The sequence below is a fragment of the Bacillus sp. 5RYD7K genome, from assembly GCF_059831465.1.
The window spans coordinates 959,137-975,895 of record NZ_CP191200.1; the positions used below are offsets into that span (position 1 = coordinate 959,137).

At 47.9% G+C, this 16,759-nt stretch carries 13 protein-coding genes; 9 read left to right on the forward strand and 4 right to left on the reverse strand.

What is annotated here, in order from left to right; translation table 11 throughout:
• Positions 1-69: 69 nt before the first annotated feature.
• The 4 genes from ACQE26_RS04865 to ACQE26_RS04880 all read left to right on the forward strand — a co-directional run bounded on the left by ACQE26_RS04865 (position 70) and on the right by ACQE26_RS04880 (position 4,373).
• On the forward strand, positions 70-1,227 hold the full coding sequence (locus ACQE26_RS04865) for a TetR/AcrR family transcriptional regulator (protein WP_500470808.1): 1,158 nt from the start codon (positions 70-72) through the stop codon (positions 1,225-1,227).
• A gap of 245 nt (positions 1,228-1,472) precedes the next feature.
• Positions 1,473-2,522, forward strand: a complete 1,050-nt coding sequence (gene desA / locus ACQE26_RS04870) for a Delta(5) desaturase DesA (RefSeq protein ID WP_500470810.1) — start codon at positions 1,473-1,475, stop codon at positions 2,520-2,522.
• Between the two features lie 118 nt (positions 2,523-2,640).
• Complete coding sequence (locus ACQE26_RS04875) at positions 2,641-3,777, forward strand: sensor histidine kinase (RefSeq protein WP_438420967.1); 1,137 nt, start codon at positions 2,641-2,643, stop codon at positions 3,775-3,777.
• Positions 3,774-4,373 carry a response regulator gene (locus tag ACQE26_RS04880; RefSeq protein ID WP_438420966.1) on the forward strand — a complete coding sequence of 200 codons (600 nt, stop codon included), beginning with the start codon at positions 3,774-3,776 and terminating at the stop codon, positions 4,371-4,373. Before ACQE26_RS04875 ends, ACQE26_RS04880 begins: the two co-directional genes overlap by 4 nt.
• Before the next feature lie 54 nt (positions 4,374-4,427).
• Here the strand turns inward: ACQE26_RS04880 and ACQE26_RS04885 are convergent, their stop codons facing one another.
• Positions 4,428-5,249 (reverse strand): SDR family oxidoreductase, encoded by an 822-nt coding sequence (locus tag ACQE26_RS04885; protein ID WP_500470811.1) that lies wholly within the window; start codon positions 5,247-5,249, stop codon positions 4,428-4,430.
• A gap of 548 nt (positions 5,250-5,797) precedes the next feature.
• On the opposite strand from ACQE26_RS04885, the gene htpG reads away from it, so the two are divergent.
• Positions 5,798-7,678 carry a molecular chaperone HtpG gene (gene htpG / locus ACQE26_RS04890; protein WP_500470812.1) on the forward strand — a complete coding sequence of 627 codons (1,881 nt, stop codon included), beginning with the start codon at positions 5,798-5,800 and terminating at the stop codon, positions 7,676-7,678.
• A gap of 43 nt (positions 7,679-7,721) precedes the next feature.
• Here the strand turns inward: htpG and ACQE26_RS04895 are convergent, their stop codons facing one another.
• The 3 genes from ACQE26_RS04895 to ACQE26_RS04905 all read right to left on the reverse strand — a co-directional run bounded on the left by ACQE26_RS04895 (position 7,722) and on the right by ACQE26_RS04905 (position 11,008).
• The gene (locus ACQE26_RS04895; RefSeq protein ID WP_438420965.1) at positions 7,722-9,110 is read right to left on the reverse strand and encodes a sugar porter family MFS transporter; all 1,389 of its coding nucleotides are present in this window, start codon (positions 9,108-9,110) and stop codon (positions 7,722-7,724) included.
• A gap of 125 nt (positions 9,111-9,235) precedes the next feature.
• The gene (locus tag ACQE26_RS04900; protein WP_060963876.1) at positions 9,236-10,168 is read right to left on the reverse strand and encodes an aldo/keto reductase; all 933 of its coding nucleotides are present in this window, start codon (positions 10,166-10,168) and stop codon (positions 9,236-9,238) included.
• Between the two features lie 84 nt (positions 10,169-10,252).
• Entirely contained in the window at positions 10,253-11,008 is a 756-nt protein-coding gene (locus tag ACQE26_RS04905; RefSeq protein WP_438420964.1) for a DeoR/GlpR family DNA-binding transcription regulator, read from the reverse strand.
• Positions 11,009-11,450: 442 nt separating this feature from the next.
• Between ACQE26_RS04905 and iolA the strand changes: the two genes are divergently transcribed.
• The 4 genes from iolA (at position 11,451) to iolD (ending at position 16,752) form a co-directional block, all read left to right on the forward strand.
• A complete protein-coding gene (iolA, locus tag ACQE26_RS04910; RefSeq protein WP_045925583.1) occupies positions 11,451-12,914 on the forward strand; it encodes a methylmalonate-semialdehyde dehydrogenase in 1,464 nt (487 codons plus the stop codon).
• Positions 12,915-12,982: 68 nt separating this feature from the next.
• Positions 12,983-13,798, forward strand: a complete 816-nt coding sequence (gene iolB / locus ACQE26_RS04915; RefSeq protein WP_500470814.1) for a 5-deoxy-glucuronate isomerase — start codon at positions 12,983-12,985, stop codon at positions 13,796-13,798.
• Between the two features lie 23 nt (positions 13,799-13,821).
• The gene (iolC, locus tag ACQE26_RS04920) at positions 13,822-14,814 is read left to right on the forward strand and encodes a 5-dehydro-2-deoxygluconokinase (protein WP_500470815.1); all 993 of its coding nucleotides are present in this window, start codon (positions 13,822-13,824) and stop codon (positions 14,812-14,814) included.
• A gap of 24 nt (positions 14,815-14,838) precedes the next feature.
• Positions 14,839-16,752, forward strand: a complete 1,914-nt coding sequence (gene iolD / locus ACQE26_RS04925) for a 3D-(3,5/4)-trihydroxycyclohexane-1,2-dione acylhydrolase (decyclizing) (protein ID WP_500470816.1) — start codon at positions 14,839-14,841, stop codon at positions 16,750-16,752.
• Positions 16,753-16,759: the final 7 nt, after the last annotated feature.

Here is a 16,759-nt window from a genome sequence, read left to right on the forward strand (position 1 = left end):
ACAGCGTAAACGCATCTATACGTTACCGTACAAATTGCGGTGATCTGTCTAATGAAAGGAGTGTCTCTTATGCCGGATTCTGTGACAACTGACATCAAACAAGCGCTCTTGGTTATGCTTGGGGAGCGTGATATCCGCCGTGTGACCATGAAGGATATCGCCGAACGGGCGAACGTGAGCCGGGGGACACTGTACCTTTATTACGAGGATAAATATGCAATTTTAGAAGATATAGCGGAAGAAATGAAGGACGGGCTGAGTGAAGCGCTGTATGATTCGCTGAAGCATAAAGATGTGCTTCATTTAAATGGCGGCTGGCAAAAAGTGCATCCGACCCTGTCGTTTGTTGACCGGCATCGGGCGTTTTTCCAAACGATGATGGATCGTCATAAAATGCCGTATTTTCACTTTCATGCTTTTTTTAAAGATGTATTCCGGCATGATGTGCTTTTGTCCCCGGTGAATGCAAATTTCTCACCGACCGAACAGGATATGTACATTCATTACCGCTCTTTATACACGTATGCCATTGTGTTGTACTGGCTGAATGAGGAGCCCGGGGCATCACCGGAAGCGATCAGCGGGCAGGTGTGGGATTTGATTTCTCAAAAACGGTTTTACTGGCTGTTCGGGCGCCGGGTGCCGGAACAAGAAGAAAAAAAGCCCGCCGACCGGCGGGTGACACGGACGAGGCAGGCCTTGCAGGAGGCTATGATCGGCTTAGCAGCGGGAAAAAAGGATTACGCGGCGATTACGATTTCCGATATTGCCCGTGAAAGCAACCTGCGCCGTGCCACTTTTTATGACCATTACACCAACAAAGAGGCGTTGCTGAAAACGATCATCCATCAATCATGCCGGGAGCTGATCGGAATATTGACGGTAAAGGGAGATCCTGCTGACTGCTCCATGGAAGAAGCGGAAGCCGCGCTCGTTCGTCTCTTTTCCGCACTGTCCGACGGCATGCCGCTCGTCCATTTTCTGAGAGAGGGTTCCGGAGTGCCTGACGTCATCCCGGAAATGTTCAGAGCGCTGCAATCGTTTTATCTTCATCAGCCTCTGCACATTCAGGCGGGCAAAAAGCTCTATGCATACTATGTCGCGTCCATGCTTGTCGGCCTGATTCAATATCGCCTTCATGAAGGAAAAGACCACGCGCCGGACATGCTGGCCCGGGAATTTCTGCAGTTTTTGGATGTGAAGAAGTATCGGGTGATTTTGCTGTGAAGATGATGAAAAAGAACTCCAAAACAGGCGGAGTTCTTTTTTGCTGTTTTCTTCGAGAAGTGCCGTTATGAAGTGTCCGGCTTTATCCCTTATAAAAAAAGAAACCAGCCATATGACGCCAGATCAGCATTTCTGCTGCCAAACATGACAAATGTCATATTCGGGGCATGATGGCTGCTACTACAAAAGCGTCCGGCGCCCCGTTATACTTGGGATCATAATGAAAAAGAAGGGACATGACATTCATGATCAATCACGCCGCAACTCAAAAACAAGCGTCTTTAAAAAAGCAGGTTGCCGCATTTTCCGGTGCCGATACAAAGCATAGTGTCATTCAGCTTCTCAACACGTTTGTGCCGTTCTTTGCCCTTTGGTTTCTTGCTTACTTCAGCCTCAATGTCTCCTATCTTCTAACCCTCGCCTTTACTGTAATAGCAGCGGGATTTTTGACAAGAATCTTTATTATTTTCCACGACTGCTGCCATCAATCCTTTTTCAAACAAAAGAAGCTGAACCGGCTGTTTGGGTTTATTTCAGGTGTGCTGACACTGTTTCCGTTCTCTCAATGGCAGCGCAGCCACTCCATTCATCATGCGACAAGCAGCAACTTAGATAAACGGGGAACAGGCGATATTTGGATGATGACCGTTAAGGAATACAACGAAGCGTCAGCCTGGACAAAAGTACGCTACAGACTTTATCGCAATCCGTTTATTATGTTTATTCTCGGCCCGATTTACGTATTTCTGATTAAAAACCGTTTCAATGTAAAAGGCGCCCGCCGCAAGGAACGCTGGAACACCTATTTCACGAACGCGGCGATTGTCTTATTGGCTGCTGCAACATGCCTGCTTGTCGGCTGGGAAAACTTTTTGCTTGTTCAGGGTCCGATTTTCCTTATTTCGGGGTCAATCGGCGTCTGGCTCTTTTATGTTCAGCACACGTTCGAGGATTCTTATTTTGAAGCCGATGAGCATTGGGACTATGTGCAGGCCGCGGTAGAAGGAAGCTCCTTTTACAAGCTGCCGAAGCTTTTGCAATGGCTGACGGGCAATATCGGCTACCATCATGTCCACCACTTAAGCCCGAAAGTGCCGAATTACAAGCTGGAAGCGGCTCACGAGGGGCATGAACCTTTAAAAAACGTACCGACCATTACGCTTAAAACAAGTCTTGAATCCATGAAATTCCGTCTGTGGGATGAGGATGAAAAGCAATTTGTCACCTTTCGGGAGGCGCGGAAAACACCGCCGCCCCAACAGGTGCCGAAAGAACGTTTAAAGAAAAATGCCTGATATGGCGCGCGGCTCTTTCTCTTATCAGAAAGGGCCTGCTCTTTATGTATGAGGATGCAATAAAGGCGGCGTTTTGGTAAAGTGATGGTAGACACAAGCGGCAGAAGGTGGAATAAGGATGAAGAAATATTTTAAATTTCAAAAACTGAATGGGATTTCTCCTTATATATGGACGATTTTTTTCATCTTGCCCTTTTATTTTATTTTCAAGAGCTCTTCCACCTTTGTAATGGTGTCCGGCGTCATTTTCACACTTGTTTTCTTTGGCGCGTATCGCTTTGCATTTGTTGCAAAAGGCTGGCCGGTTTACTTATGGGCGCTTCTTCTGATCGGCATATCGACCGGATCAGTCATGCTGTTCAGCTATATTTATTTCGCTTTCTTTATCGCCTACTTCATCGGCCATATCCGGGACAAAGTTCCATTTTATATCTTATATTACATTCATATCATCAGTGCGGCGGTTGCCGTCAACTTCAGCCTTGTTCTGAAAAAAGACTGGTTTTTGACGCAAATTCCGTTTATCGTCATCACTCTGATCAGTGCCATCCTTCTCCCGCTCAGCATTCGAAGCAGAAAGGCACGAGAGCGCCTTGAGGAGAAATTAGAATATGCAAATGAACGAATCGCGGATCTTGTGAAGCTGGAAGAAAGGCAGCGCATTGCCCGGGACCTTCACGATACACTTGGACAAAAGCTCTCCTTAATCGGACTGAAAAGCGACCTTGCCCGAAAGCTGATTTACAAGGACCCTGAACAGGCCCGCACTGAACTGAAAAGCGTTCAAGAGACGGCCCGCTCCTCCTTAAATGAGGTCAGACAAATTGTCTCGTCGATGAAAGGCATCCGATTGAAGGATGAGCTCGGCAATGTTCGGCAAATTCTTGAAGCGGCAGGAATTGAATTTGTGTATGAAGAAAAAGAAGCGCCAAAACATATCTCTTTGCTGAACGAAAACATTGTCAGCATGTGCATTAAAGAAGCCGTCACCAATGTCGTGAAACACAGCGGCGCCAAAGTATGCCGCATCACCATTCAGCAGCTTTGGAAAGAGGCTGTCATTACGGTAGAAGACGACGGCAGCTTTCAATGCAGAGAAGACCGCTTTTTTTCAAAGGGGCACGGCCTGCTTGGAATGAGAGAACGGCTTGAATTCGCGAATGGCAGTTTAGCCATCGATACAGCTGCCGGAACAAAGCTGACCATGAGAATCCCGAATGATTCAAAATCAAAAGAAAAGGATGGTAGCAGATGATCAACATCTTCATTGCCGAGGATCAGCAAATGCTGCTTGGCGCACTCGGTTCGCTGTTGAATTTAGAAGAGGATATGACGGTTGTCGGCAAAGGCACAAGCGGCCAGGATGCGATCGATTTCGTGGAAAAAAATGCGCCTGACATCTGTCTGATGGATATTGAAATGCCCGGGGTATCAGGTCTTGAGGCGGCGGAAAAACTCAAGGACAGTGATGTGAAAATCATCATTTTGACGACCTTTGCCCGCTCCGGCTATTTTCAGCGGGCGCTAAAAGCGGGCGTCAGCGGTTACATGCTCAAGGACAGCCCGAGTGATGAGCTCGTCAGCGCCATCCGCAGCGTTATGAAAGGAAGGCGCGTCTACGCCCCTGAATTAATGGAGGATATCTATGGTGAAGAAAACCCGCTGACTGAACGGGAAAAAGCGGTGCTCGAACTCGTCGCAGACGGAAAAAACACGAAAGAAATTGCAAATGCCCTCAGCATCAAAAGCGGTACAGTCCGCAATTACGTTTCGATGATTCTGGATAAATTAGAAGTGAAAAATCGAATTGAGGCCATTACCCGATCAAAGGAAAAGGGCTGGTTTAAGTAACCAGCCCTCCTTGTTCAGCCAGTGTTTTTGCACTGGCTTATTTTCTTTTCGCCGTCACTCTGTCTCTTCCTTCCACTTCTTATCAATCAGCATTTTCCCCGGCCATGTGTATGCCATGATGCCGCCGTCTGCCGTGATGTCTTCTCCTGTGACGTAAGAGCTGTCGTCTGAAGCGAGGAAGAGCGCGACAGCCGCCATTTCTTCCGGTTTTCCGAGCCGGCCGAGCGGCGTGATCCATTTATTGGCTTCACGGAACGCCTCGCCCATTTCGTCTTCTTTCGTGCCTGCTAATTTATCAATGAGCGGTGTTTCAATCGTCCCCGGCGATAAGGAATTGACGCGGATTCCGCTTCTGGCGTAATCAATGGCCATCGCTCTCGTTAGGTTTGTAATTCCGCCTTTTGCGGCGTTATAGCCGGAGCGGTCAAGGTCTGCGGCCCGGCCTGACATGGAGGAGGTGTTAATGATGGAGCCTCCTTTTTCGAGCATAAGCGGAATGAGATATTTGCTGCACAGAAATGTGCCGCGCAAATCGACGGAGATGATCCGGTCAAACAGCTCGACCGGGTATTCATGGACTTTCCCGCCCTCTTGGTCAACACCGGCATTGTTAAAAAGAATATCAATTGTTCCGTACTTTTGCTGAATGCCGTCTGCAAAAGACTTTACGTTTTCTTCGTCCGATACATCAAGATGAAAGGCCTCTGCTTCTCCGCCGTTTTTTCTGATGGCGCTGACGGTTTCATTCAGTTCGCTTTCATTGATGTCACCGCAGATCACGCGGGCGCCTTCATCGGCGAAAACCCGTGCCGTCGCTTGTCCGATGCCTGTCGCGGCCCCTGTGATGATTGCGGTTTTGTCTGTTAATCTTCCCATAATGCGATTCCTCCTTTTTCTATATCTGTTCCCGCTGAATAGGGGGATAAACATATAGACCTCCATTTCTAAATACCTATTAAATATGTTAATATTATGTATATACAACATTGGAAGGCTTACATATTTTGAAGATACAGCATAAAAAGGAGATAGCGCTTTATTGTTATACCGTTGTTCCTATATGGTTTGGTATTTCCATCGTTATCTCTATTTTTTCTCATGACATCACATTTCCTCTCACTGTAAGAAATGTTCTGCATTAGTCTTTGCGAAACATGGGATCTCTTCTCTTATTTAGTTTGTTTTTCTACCCGTCATACATATGGATGAAGAAGGAATTCGGCCGCTGGAAAGAAGAAGAAAGGAGAGGATGATCAGGATTCTCTCTTTTTTATTGATAAAATGAGTGAAATGAATCCATTAACATGTTAAATTTACAATATATGCATCTGCTGATTCAGTTGACAATTGTCACCGCATATGATAAATAGATGCTGAAAAAGATTTTACATACCATCAAAGCATAATTAAAGGAGAGATCTGAAGTGCGGAAAAAAAAGTTTAAAGCAGAATCCAAGCGTTTGCTGGATATGATGATTAACTCCATTTATACGCAGAAGGAAATTTTTCTCAGAGAGTTAATTTCCAATGCGAGTGATGCGATTGACAAAATCTATTACAAGGCGCTAACCGATGATTCTTTAACGTTTGATCAAGACAATTACTACATAAAAGTGACGGCGGACAAAGAGGCAAGAACGCTCACTGTCACAGATACCGGTATCGGGATGACAAAAGACGAGCTTGAACAGCATCTCGGAACGATTGCGAAAAGCGGTTCACTCGCTTTCAAGCAAGAAAATGACACGAAAGACGGCCATGACATTATCGGCCAGTTCGGCGTCGGTTTTTATGCGGCGTTTATGGTGGCTGATAAGGTCACGGTGAAAAGTAAAGCGCTCGGCAGTGACGAGGCGCATGTATGGGAGTCGGAAGGGGCTGCCGGCTACACGATCGAGCCGTGTGACAAGGAAACCGTCGGTACGGAAATCACCCTGAAAATAAAAGAAAACACAGAAGATGAAAGCTATGATGAGTTTTTAGAAAACTACCGCATCAAAGCGATCGTGAAAAAGTACTCAGACTTTATCCGCTACCCGATCAAAATGGAAGAGACGGTCAACAAGCCGAAAGAGGGCAGCGAGAACGAGTTTGAAGAGGTTCAGGAAGAACAGACGGTCAACAGCATGGTGCCGATCTGGAGAAAAAACAAAAGCGAGCTGACGGATGAGGATTACGAGGCTTTTTACGCTGAAAAGCATTACGGCTTCGATAAACCGCTGACCCACGTGCACATCAGCGTCGATGGAGCGGTGCGCTACAATTCGATTTTGTTTATTCCGGAAAACATGCCGTTTGACTATTATACGAAGGAATTTGAAAAAGGATTGGAGCTGTATTCCAACGGCGTGCTGATCATGAACAAATGCGCCGACCTGCTTCCGGATCATTTCAGCTTTGTAAAAGGCATGGTGGATTCTGAAGATTTGTCGCTGAACATTTCCAGAGAAATGCTGCAGCATGACCGCCAGCTGAAGCTGATTGCGAAAAACATCAATAAAAAAATCAAAGCCGAGCTGAAGAGCCTGCTGAAGAACAAAAGGGAAAAATACGAATCTTTCTATGAATCTTTCGGCAGACAGCTGAAATTCGGCGTCTACAATGATTTCGGCGCAAACAAAGACGTATTAAAAGACCTGCTTCTTTTCTATTCATCTAAGGAGAAAAAGCTCGTCACACTGGATGAATATGTGTCCAGAATGCCTGAGGATCAAAAATATATCTATTACGCGTCCGGCGATTCATATGAGCGGATTGAAAAGCTGCCGCAAACTGAAATGGTGGCGGACAAAGGCTACGAGATTTTATATTTCACGGAAGATATTGATGAATTCGCGATCAAAATGCTGACAAGCTATGAGGAAAAAGAGTTCAAATCCGTATCCAGCGCCGACTTAGGCATCGACAGTGACGAAGATGAAAAGCAGACTGAAGCCGAAGAAAACGAATATAAAGACCTGTTTGAAAGCATGAAAGACATTCTTGCGGATAAAGTCAAGAACGTCAGAGCATCAAAACGCTTAAAATCTCATCCGGTCTGCTTTGCGACAGACGGCGAAGTGACGATTGAAATGGAGAAAGTATTAAACGCCATGCCTGACAGCCAGCAGGTCAAAGCAGAAAAAGTGCTGGAAATCAACCCGAATCACGAAGTGTTTGAGACGTTAAAGAACGCGCACGGTCAAGATCGGGAAAAGCTTGCTTTATACACAAATCTTCTCTACAATCAGGCGCTGCTGATTGAAGGGCTGCCGATCCATGATCCGGTCGAATTTACGAATGATATTTGCAAAGTCATGGTATGACGCCAAAAAAGGAATCGCCCGTCGGGGGCGAATCCTTTTTTTATTACAGCGTGCGCTGTTTAAGAATTTGATTTTGTTTATTGCGCTTCTTTAAGGAGAACCGTTTTTTCAAGTGCGTTTCGATTTCTTCTAAACTTCTGCCCTTCGTTTCAGGAACGATGTAAGCGGCGAAGAAGAAGGATGTGAGGCAGATGACTGAGAAAATTCCGAATACCCAGCCGATGCCCATGGCGCTCAGCATAAGCGGGAATACCAGTGAAACGACAAGGTTTGTTGCCGACAGAATCAATGTCGTAAATCCGGTTGCGGCCCCGCGTGCGTTTGACGGGAACAGCTCCGGCATCAGGACCCATACGACGGGACCCCATGTCGCCTGGTAAAAGACGATATAGATTCCGAGAAACAGCACGGTCAGCCAAGCCGTAGAAGCTGACAGGCCTGCCAGAAGGAGAATGGCTGATAATGACGCCAGGCTCAAGGTGATGCCGATGCTTCCCCACATCAGCAGTTTTTTCCGGCCGATCCGGTCAATTAAGATCATGGCGGTGATACACATGATGACGTTTAAGACACCGATTCCCATTGTGCCGAGAACGGACGCCGAGGTGCCGAGTCCGGCCTTTGTAAAGATGGTCGGCGCATAGTAAATCACCGTGTTGATACCGACCGCCTGCTGGAAGATGGCGAGGCCGATCCCGATCAGCAGCATAGGGCGGATCCATTTTGCTTTCAGCAAGCCGAGTGTAGATTCTTTTTTCTCAGCTTCACCTTGTTTCATTTCCGCCAATTCAACGGCGATATCCTCTTTGTCGTGCGTCATTTCCATGACTTGTCTGGCTTCCTGTTCACGGCCGCGTTTGACGAGCCATCTCGGTGATTCCGGCATAAACGCGATTCCGATTAATAACAGCGCCGCCGGTACTGCGGCGAGACCGACCATCCAGCGCCAAGCTTCAAATGGGGTGAATATGTAATTCACAATATATGCGAGTAAAATTCCGGTTACAATCATTAAGTTATTCAATGTGCCAAGCGTTCCGCGTATTTTTGTCGGAGCCATCTCAGAAAGATAAACGGGAACAAGCGCCGTTGAACCGCCGACGGCTAATCCGAGAATGACACGTGAGATGATCAGCATGGTGACGGTTTGCGAAGCCGCACAGGCAAGCGCGCCGATAATGAAAATGAGTGAAAGGACGAAAACCACTTTTCTCCGGCCCCATCGGTCAGAGCATGTCCCGCTTAAGGCGGACCCGAAAATCGCACCGAGCAGCAGCATGCTGACGACCAATCCCTCAGTCAGCGTGTTTAAAGGAATATCATTGTTGATAAAAAGCAAAGCCCCTGAAATCACGCCGGTGTCATAACCGTAAAGCAGCCCGCCTAATGCTCCGAAAAAGTAAATCAGGAATTTTTTGGTGTTTTTCTTCACAGATGATCCTCCTCATCTTTTTGGAACGCATAATAGTTTATTTAGATAACTATTTCATTCCCCTGTGAAAAAAATATAAACCTTTAAAAAAAACACGCCCTTTTAAAAGGCGTGTTTCTCTTTTCTTAGGAAAACAGCTTGTCGATAAACGCGATTTCTTCCGCAGAAAGCGTAATGGAGGCTGCTTTCATATTGTCTTTTAATTGATCCGCGCGTTTGGCGCCCGGAATCAGGATGTCGATTTCAGGTCTCGCCAAATACCAGGCTAGCACGATATGCGCCGTGTCGGCATTGTGCTTCTCGGCAATCGGTTTGAGCTGGTTGACCTTTTTGATGTTTTCTTTAAACTGCTCCCCTTGGAAATGCGCCTGATCATTGCGCAGATCGCCTTCAGGGAAGGTGGTGTTCTCGTCGTATTTGCCGGCTAACAGTCCGGATACAAGCGGGAAATACGGGATGAATGAGATGCTGTGTTCTGTCGTATAAGGGAAGAAAGTCTTTTCCGCCTCACGGTTCAGCAGGTTGTATTCCCCTTGAATCACATCGACTAAGCCGTCTTTATTGGCTTCTTTCAGCTGCTCCAGAGAGAAATTGGAGACGCCGATGGAACGGATTTTTCCTTCTTTTTTCATCTCATTCAATGCTTGGACGGCTTCGTCCTTCGGTGTGTGCTCATCCGGGAAATGGATGTAGAATAAATCAATGTAATCAGTCTGCAGACGTTTCAGGCTGTCCTCAACTGATTGTTTCAAAAAGGCCGGTGAATTGTCGAAAACAAAGTCATCGCCTTCTTTTCTGTGCGCGGCTTTTGTAGCGATGAAGACATCCTCGCGGTTAAATTCTTTCAGCACCTCGCCGATTAATTCTTCAGAACGGCCCACTCCGTAAATATAGGCGGTATCTAACATGGTAACGCCGCTTTTAATCGCTTCCCGAACCAATTCTTTTCCCGTCTCTTCATTCAGATTCGGATAGAGATTGTGTCCGCCGACCGCATTTGTTCCCAAACCGATCGGAAATACTTGTAGGTCAGTTTTGCCGATTGTTACTTTGCTCATGTTTTCGCCCCCTGAAAAAGTAAATTAGGATATCACAGCGCCTGCCGGAAAAATACGGCAGCGCATTCTCTATTAATTGTAACGCTATGCCAAGTGAATGTCGATTTGGTGCTCTTGACAATACTTTGTATATTCCTCATCAAGCTGCTGAGAAGTGACGATGCTGTGAAGCCGGTCGAAAGGCGCGTATGTCAGAAGCGTGGATTTGCCGAATTTGGAATGGTCCGCGAGCAGATACACTTCGTTCGCCTTTTCGGAAATTTTCTTTTTCACCTCGTATTCCAGCAAGTCGGAATTCGTCAGGCCGTGGGTGATCGTTGTCCCGGTAGCGGACATGAACGCCTTGTTAATATTGTATTTATTGAGGGTGCTCGGATCATCAATGCCGACAAATGACCTTGTCTTCCGCTTGTAGTTGCTGCCGATGATGATCAGGTCGACATTTTTCATGGAGGAAGCGGCGTTAATAATATCAAGACTGTTCGTCAGCACCGTCACATTCTTATCCGGATCAAGCGTCTCCAGCATCGATTTGGTCGTCGTGCCGGAATCAATAAACACAAGATCGTGATCCTCGATAAACCGTGACGCATAGCGGGCGATTTTGATTTTTTCATCCTGATGTTGAATGGTGCGGTTTTCAAAAGGGACGAGCACAGATTTTTCTGCCGACGTCACGCCGCCGTACACCTTTTTGATCACCCCTTTTTCCGCAAGCTTATTAATATCGCGTCTGACCGTGTTTTTAGAGACGTTGAAAACCTCGCACAGCTCATCCAGCGAAGTGGCTCCGTGTTTGAGAATGTATTCTTCCATCTCCTGAATCCGCATCAGTTTCATAAAAAAACTCCTTCTAGAATTCTTAAAGTAATTAAAATATATAATAAACACCAAGAGTTAATCAATAGTTACTTAACAAATGATAAAAAAGATGGATCGCCCGTACGATTCGACACCGTTCTTCAAGTTCCTGTTTTCCCGATCCAAAAAGGTATGATAAAAATAGTGAAAAAATTTTGATTTTTTAGATTGACTTGAAGTGGTGTGGGGATTACAATGTAACCAAGAAATGACCAAAATGTAACCCGCAAGATCAAAAATGATAGATGTAACCGTTTGCTTGGTTCGGTACATGATCAACTTTTACATGGAAAGAATGGGAGACACCATCATTTTAGCATTTGTAAGCGTTTAATTCATGTCTTTTGTATGTAAAAGATGAATATATTCATCCGTTATTACCAGCTGAACAGGATGTTTACTATTTAAGGAGGCAATGAGCATGGCAGAGATCAGAAAACTGAAAAACTACATCAATGGTGAATGGGTTGAAAGTAAGACAGATCAATATGAAGACGTTGTCAATCCGGCTACAAAAGAAGTGATGTGCCAGGTTCCGATTTCTACGCGGGAGGATGTGGAATACGCCGTCCGCTCAGCGTCAGAAGCGTTTAAAACATGGTCAAAGACGGCAGTGCCGCGCCGTGCGAGAATTCTATTTAACTATCAGCAGCTTCTCCAGCAAAACAAAGAAGAGCTTGCCCGTCTGATTACTTTGGAAAACGGTAAAAACACGACAGAAGCACTCGGTGAAGTGGGACGCGGAATTGAAAACGTCGAATTCGCAGCAGGCGCGCCGTCACTCATGATGGGCGATTCACTTGCCTCTATCGCCACAGATGTAGAAGCGGCGAACTACCGCTATCCGATCGGGGTGGTCGGCGGCATCGCACCGTTCAACTTCCCGATGATGGTCCCGTGCTGGATGTTCCCGATGGCGATTTCGTTAGGAAACACGTTCATTCTGAAGCCGTCTGAGCGCACGCCGCTGTTAACGGAAAAACTGGCAGAGCTGTTTGAACAGGCCGGTCTGCCGAAGGGCGTCTTCAATGTCGTGCACGGCGCGCATGACGTCGTAAACGGCATTCTTGAGCATCCGGAGATTAAAGCCATTTCATTCGTCGGGTCAAAACCTGTCGGCGAGTATGTTTTCAAAAAAGGCAGCGAACATTTGAAACGCGTGCAGGCGTTAACAGGGGCGAAAAACCACACGATCGTGTTAAATGACGCCCACCTTGAAGATACGGTCACAAACATTATCGGCGCGGCATTCGGTTCGGCAGGAGAGCGCTGTATGGCATGCGCGGTTGTGACGGTTGAAGAGGGAATCGCCGATGAGTTTATGGCGAAATTACAGGAAAAGGCCGCGGACATCAAGCTCGGAAACGGACTGGATGACGGCGTGTTCTTAGGCCCGGTCATCCGCGAGGACAACAAGAAGCGTACGCACAGCTATATTGAAAAAGGCATCGAAGAGGGAGCGAGACTTCTTTGTGACGGCCGTGAAAATGTAACGGAAGACGGCTATTTCGTCGGACCGACGATTTTTGACAACGTGACGACGGATATGACGATCTGGAAAGATGAAATCTTTGCGCCCGTTCTGTCGGTCATGCGTGTGAAAAACTTAAAAGAAGCGGTTGACATCGCCAACCAGTCTGAATTTGCGAACGGCGCCTGCCTGTTCACTTCAAATGCGAACGCGATCCGCTACTTCCGTGAGAATATTGACGCGGGAATGCTCGGGATCAACCTTGGTGTCCCGGCGCCGATGGCATTCTTCCCATTCTCAGGCTGGAAGTCTTCTTTCTTCGGCACACTGCACGCAAACGGAAAAGACAGCGTCGACTTTTATACACGTAAAAAAGTCGTGACGGCACGATATCCGTCTCCTGATTTCAATTGACAGCCGGCCCGGACGGCTTTGTGATTCCGTCCGGGTTTTCTTTTATCATCAATTAAGGAGGAATAAACATGAGTCATTTGCTGCGCAAACCGCAGGCCGATGAGATTTCTCAAGGCGTGAACATCATACATGACGTCACTTCAGCTAATTCAGACCTCAAATACGTCGGATTTAAAGTCGTTGATCTCGCTCCCGGCTCAACATATACAGAAGATTTGAAAAAGACGGAGTGCTGCATCGTGGCGGTCACGGGAAAAATCACCGTCACGGATCATGATCAGACATTTGAAAGCATCGGCACACGTGAAAGCGTATTTGAAAGAAAGCCGACGGACAGTGTTTATGTGTCCAATGACCGCTCCTTTGACATCACAGCCGTCAGCGGGGCGAGGGTCGCGCTGTGCTACTCTCCGTCCGAACGCCAGCTTCCGACAAAGCTGATTAAAGCGGAAGACAACAGTGTGGAACATCGCGGCAAGCTGGCAAACAAACGAACCGTTCATAACATTCTCCCCGATTCAGATCCATCGGCAAACAGCCTTCTCGTTGTTGAAGTTTACACGGACAGCGGCAACTGGTCGAGCTATCCGCCGCATAAACATGACCAAGACAATCTGCCGGCTGAGTCCTTTTTAGAAGAAACCTATTACCACGAAACAGACCCGCCCCAGGGGTTTGTCTTCCAGCGTGTGTACACGGACGACCGCTCGATTGACGAGACGATGACCGCAGAAAATGAAAACGTTGTCATCGTGCCGGCGGGCTATCATCCGGTTGGTGTTCCGGACGGGTATACCTCTTACTACCTGAATGTAATGGCGGGACCGACACGAAAATGGAAGTTTCATAATGATCCGGCCCATGAATGGATTCTGGAACGCTGACAAGTGAGGAGTGGCAGATAACGATGAAGTATACATTTAATGAAGAAAAAGAGTTTGATATTGTCGCGATCGGACGCGCGTGTATTGATTTGAACGCGGCGGAATACAACCGGCCGATGGAAGAAACGATGACGTTTTCTAAATATGTCGGCGGTTCCCCGGCGAATATTGCAATCGGCAGCGCCAAGCTCGGATTAAAAGCCGGTTTTATCGGCAAAATCCCGGACGACCAGCACGGCAGATTCATTGTTTCCTATATGCAGGGAAAGGGCGTTGATACGTCACAAATGGCCGTTGACAAAGAAGGGCGCAAAGCCGGACTCGCTTTTACGGAAATTCTCAGTCCCGAAGAGTGCAGCATTCTGATGTACAGAGATAACGTGGCGGATCTGTATCTTGAGCCGTCCGAAGTCAAGGAAGGCTACATCGCAAACGCGAAAATGCTGCTCGTATCAGGCACGGCGCTTGCGAAAAGCCCGTCGCGCGAAGCCGTCCTAAAAGCGGTGCATATCGCAAAAAAACATGACGTAAAAGTCGTTTTTGAGCTCGACTACCGTCCGTATACATGGCCATCGGCAGAAGAAACCGCCGTGTATTACACGCTGGCGGCGGAACAATCCGATATCGTCATCGGAACGCGTGACGAATTTGACGTGATGGAAAACCGCAGCGGCGGAGACAACGATGAAACCGTCCGCCGTTTGTTTGCACATTCCGCAGATCTTGTCGTTATTAAGCACGGCGTTGACGGGTCATACGCATACAGCAGATCGGGAGAAGTTTTCCGGGCGCGCGCCTATAAAACAAAGGTGCTCAAGACGTTTGGAGCGGGTGATTCCTATGCGTCTGCCTTCATCTACGGACTTGTCAGCGGCCGGGATATTGAAACGGCCTTAAAATACGGGAGCGCTTCCGCTTCCATCGTCGTCAGCAAACACAGCTCGTCAGAAGCCATGCCGGCTGCCGGTGAAATCCTCGAACTGATTGAAGCACAGAACAGCCTGAATGGTAAATAGAACGTATAAAAGGTGGGATCGTTTGTGGGCAAGACAATTCGCTTAACGACAGCACAAGCGCTGATTAAATTCTTGAACCGGCAGTACATTCATGTTGATGGGAAAGAAGAGCCGTTCGTTGAGGGCATTTTTACGATTTTCGGCCATGGAAATGTGTTAGGGATCGGGCAGGCGCTTGAGCAGGACGCCGGGCACCTGAAAGTGTATCAAGGCAAAAACGAACAAGGAATGGCGCATGCCGCAATGGCATACAGCAAGCAGATGCTGAGAAGAAAAATTTACGCGGTATCGACATCGGTCGGTCCGGGTGCCGCAAATTTGACGGCTGCCGCGGGTACGGCGCTGGCCAATAACATTCCGGTGCTGCTGCTCCCGGCCGATACTTTTGCGACGAGGCAGCCTGACCCGGTGCTTCAGCAGGTGGAGCAGGAATACAGTGCCGCCGTCACGACAAACGATGCGTTAAAGCCCGTGTCCCGCTATTGGGACCGCATCACCCGCCCCGAGCAGCTGATGAGCAGTTTAATCCGGGCCTTTGAAGTGATGACGGACCCGGCAAAAGCGGGCCCGGCGACAATCTGCATTTCTCAGGATGTCGAGGGAGAAGCATATGATTTTGATGAAAGCTTCTTTGAAAAACGCGTTCATTACATGGATCGGATGCAGCCGAGCGAGCGTGAGCTGAGAGGCGCCGCGGAGAGAATCAAGGAGAGCAGCCGTCCCGTCATTTTAGTGGGCGGCGGCGCGAAGTATTCCGGCGCGCGCGAGGAATTGATCGCGCTTTCTGAAACATACGGCATTCCGCTTGTCGAAACGCAGGCCGGCAAGTCAACGGTTGAAGCCGATTTTGCCAACAATCTGGGCGGCATGGGCATCACGGGCACACTCGCCGCAAACAAAGCCGCCCGCCAGGCTGATCTGATCATCGGTGTCGGCACACGGTATACGGACTTTGCGACATCCTCAAAAACGGCATTTGATTTTGATAAAGCAAAATTTCTGAATATCAATGTCAGCCGTATGCAGGCTTATAAGCTTGACGCGTTTCAGGTCGTAGCCGATGCGAAAGTGACGCTCGGCAGGCTGCACGGCTTATTAGACGGATATAAAAGTGCATTCGGCACGGCGATTAAAGACTGGAAAGATGAATGGCTCGCTGAACGGGACCGGCTCGGCAAAGTTACTTTTACACGTGACGCGTTCGAACCGGAAATTAAGAACCATTTCTCACAAGGCGTGTTAAACGAGTATGCCGACGCGCTCGAGACTGAGCTGCCGCAAACAACGGCGCTGTTGACCATCAATGAGACGATTCCTGAAGACAGCGTCGTCATCAGCTCGGCGGGATCTCTTCCGGGAGATCTGCAGCGGCTGTGGCATTCCAATGTCCCGAATACGTACCATCTGGAGTACGGCTATTCCTGTATGGGATATGAAGTATCAGGCACGCTCGGCCTCAAGCTGGCCCACCCCGACAAAGAAGTCTATTCACTCGTCGGTGACGGAAGCTTTCTGATGCTGCACTCAGAGCTGATTACCGCGCTTCAATATAACAAAAAAATCAATGTCCTGCTCTTTGACAACTCCGGCTTCGGCTGTATCAGCAACCTGCAGATGGATCACGGCGGCGGCAGTTATTTTTGCGAGTTCCGCACAGGGGACAATCAGATTTTAAACGTTGATTACGCGAAGGTGGCAGAGGGCTACGGCGCTAAAACATACAGAGCCAATACGGTTGAAGAGCTGAAGGCGGCGCTTGAAGATGCGAAAACGCAAGACGTATCCACTTTAATTGAAATGAAGGTTCTGCCGAAAACGATGACGGACGGCTATGACAGCTGGTGGCACGTCGGCGTGGCGGAAGTGTCTGAGCAGGAAAGCGTTCAGCGGGCATTCGAAGCGAAAGAGATGAAGCTGAAGTCTGCGAAGCAGTACTAGAGGGGAG

Coding starts and splice junctions, on each gene's coding strand:
- ACQE26_RS04900 (WP_060963876.1), bottom strand. CDS start 10,168: ATGAGCAAAGTAACAATCGGCAAAACTGACCTACAAGTATTTCCGATC.
- iolA (WP_045925583.1), top strand. CDS start 11,451: ATGGCAGAGATCAGAAAACTGAAAAACTACATCAATGGTGAATGGGTT.
- ACQE26_RS04880 (WP_438420966.1), top strand. CDS start 3,774: ATGATCAACATCTTCATTGCCGAGGATCAGCAAATGCTGCTTGGCGCA.
- ACQE26_RS04865 (WP_500470808.1), top strand. CDS start 70: ATGCCGGATTCTGTGACAACTGACATCAAACAAGCGCTCTTGGTTATG.
- iolC (WP_500470815.1), top strand. CDS start 13,822: ATGAAGTATACATTTAATGAAGAAAAAGAGTTTGATATTGTCGCGATC.
- ACQE26_RS04885 (WP_500470811.1), bottom strand. CDS start 5,249: ATGGGAAGATTAACAGACAAAACCGCAATCATCACAGGGGCCGCGACA.
- iolB (WP_500470814.1), top strand. CDS start 12,983: ATGAGTCATTTGCTGCGCAAACCGCAGGCCGATGAGATTTCTCAAGGC.
- desA (WP_500470810.1), top strand. CDS start 1,473: ATGATCAATCACGCCGCAACTCAAAAACAAGCGTCTTTAAAAAAGCAG.
- ACQE26_RS04875 (WP_438420967.1), top strand. CDS start 2,641: ATGAAGAAATATTTTAAATTTCAAAAACTGAATGGGATTTCTCCTTAT.
- ACQE26_RS04905 (WP_438420964.1), bottom strand. CDS start 11,008: ATGAAACTGATGCGGATTCAGGAGATGGAAGAATACATTCTCAAACAC.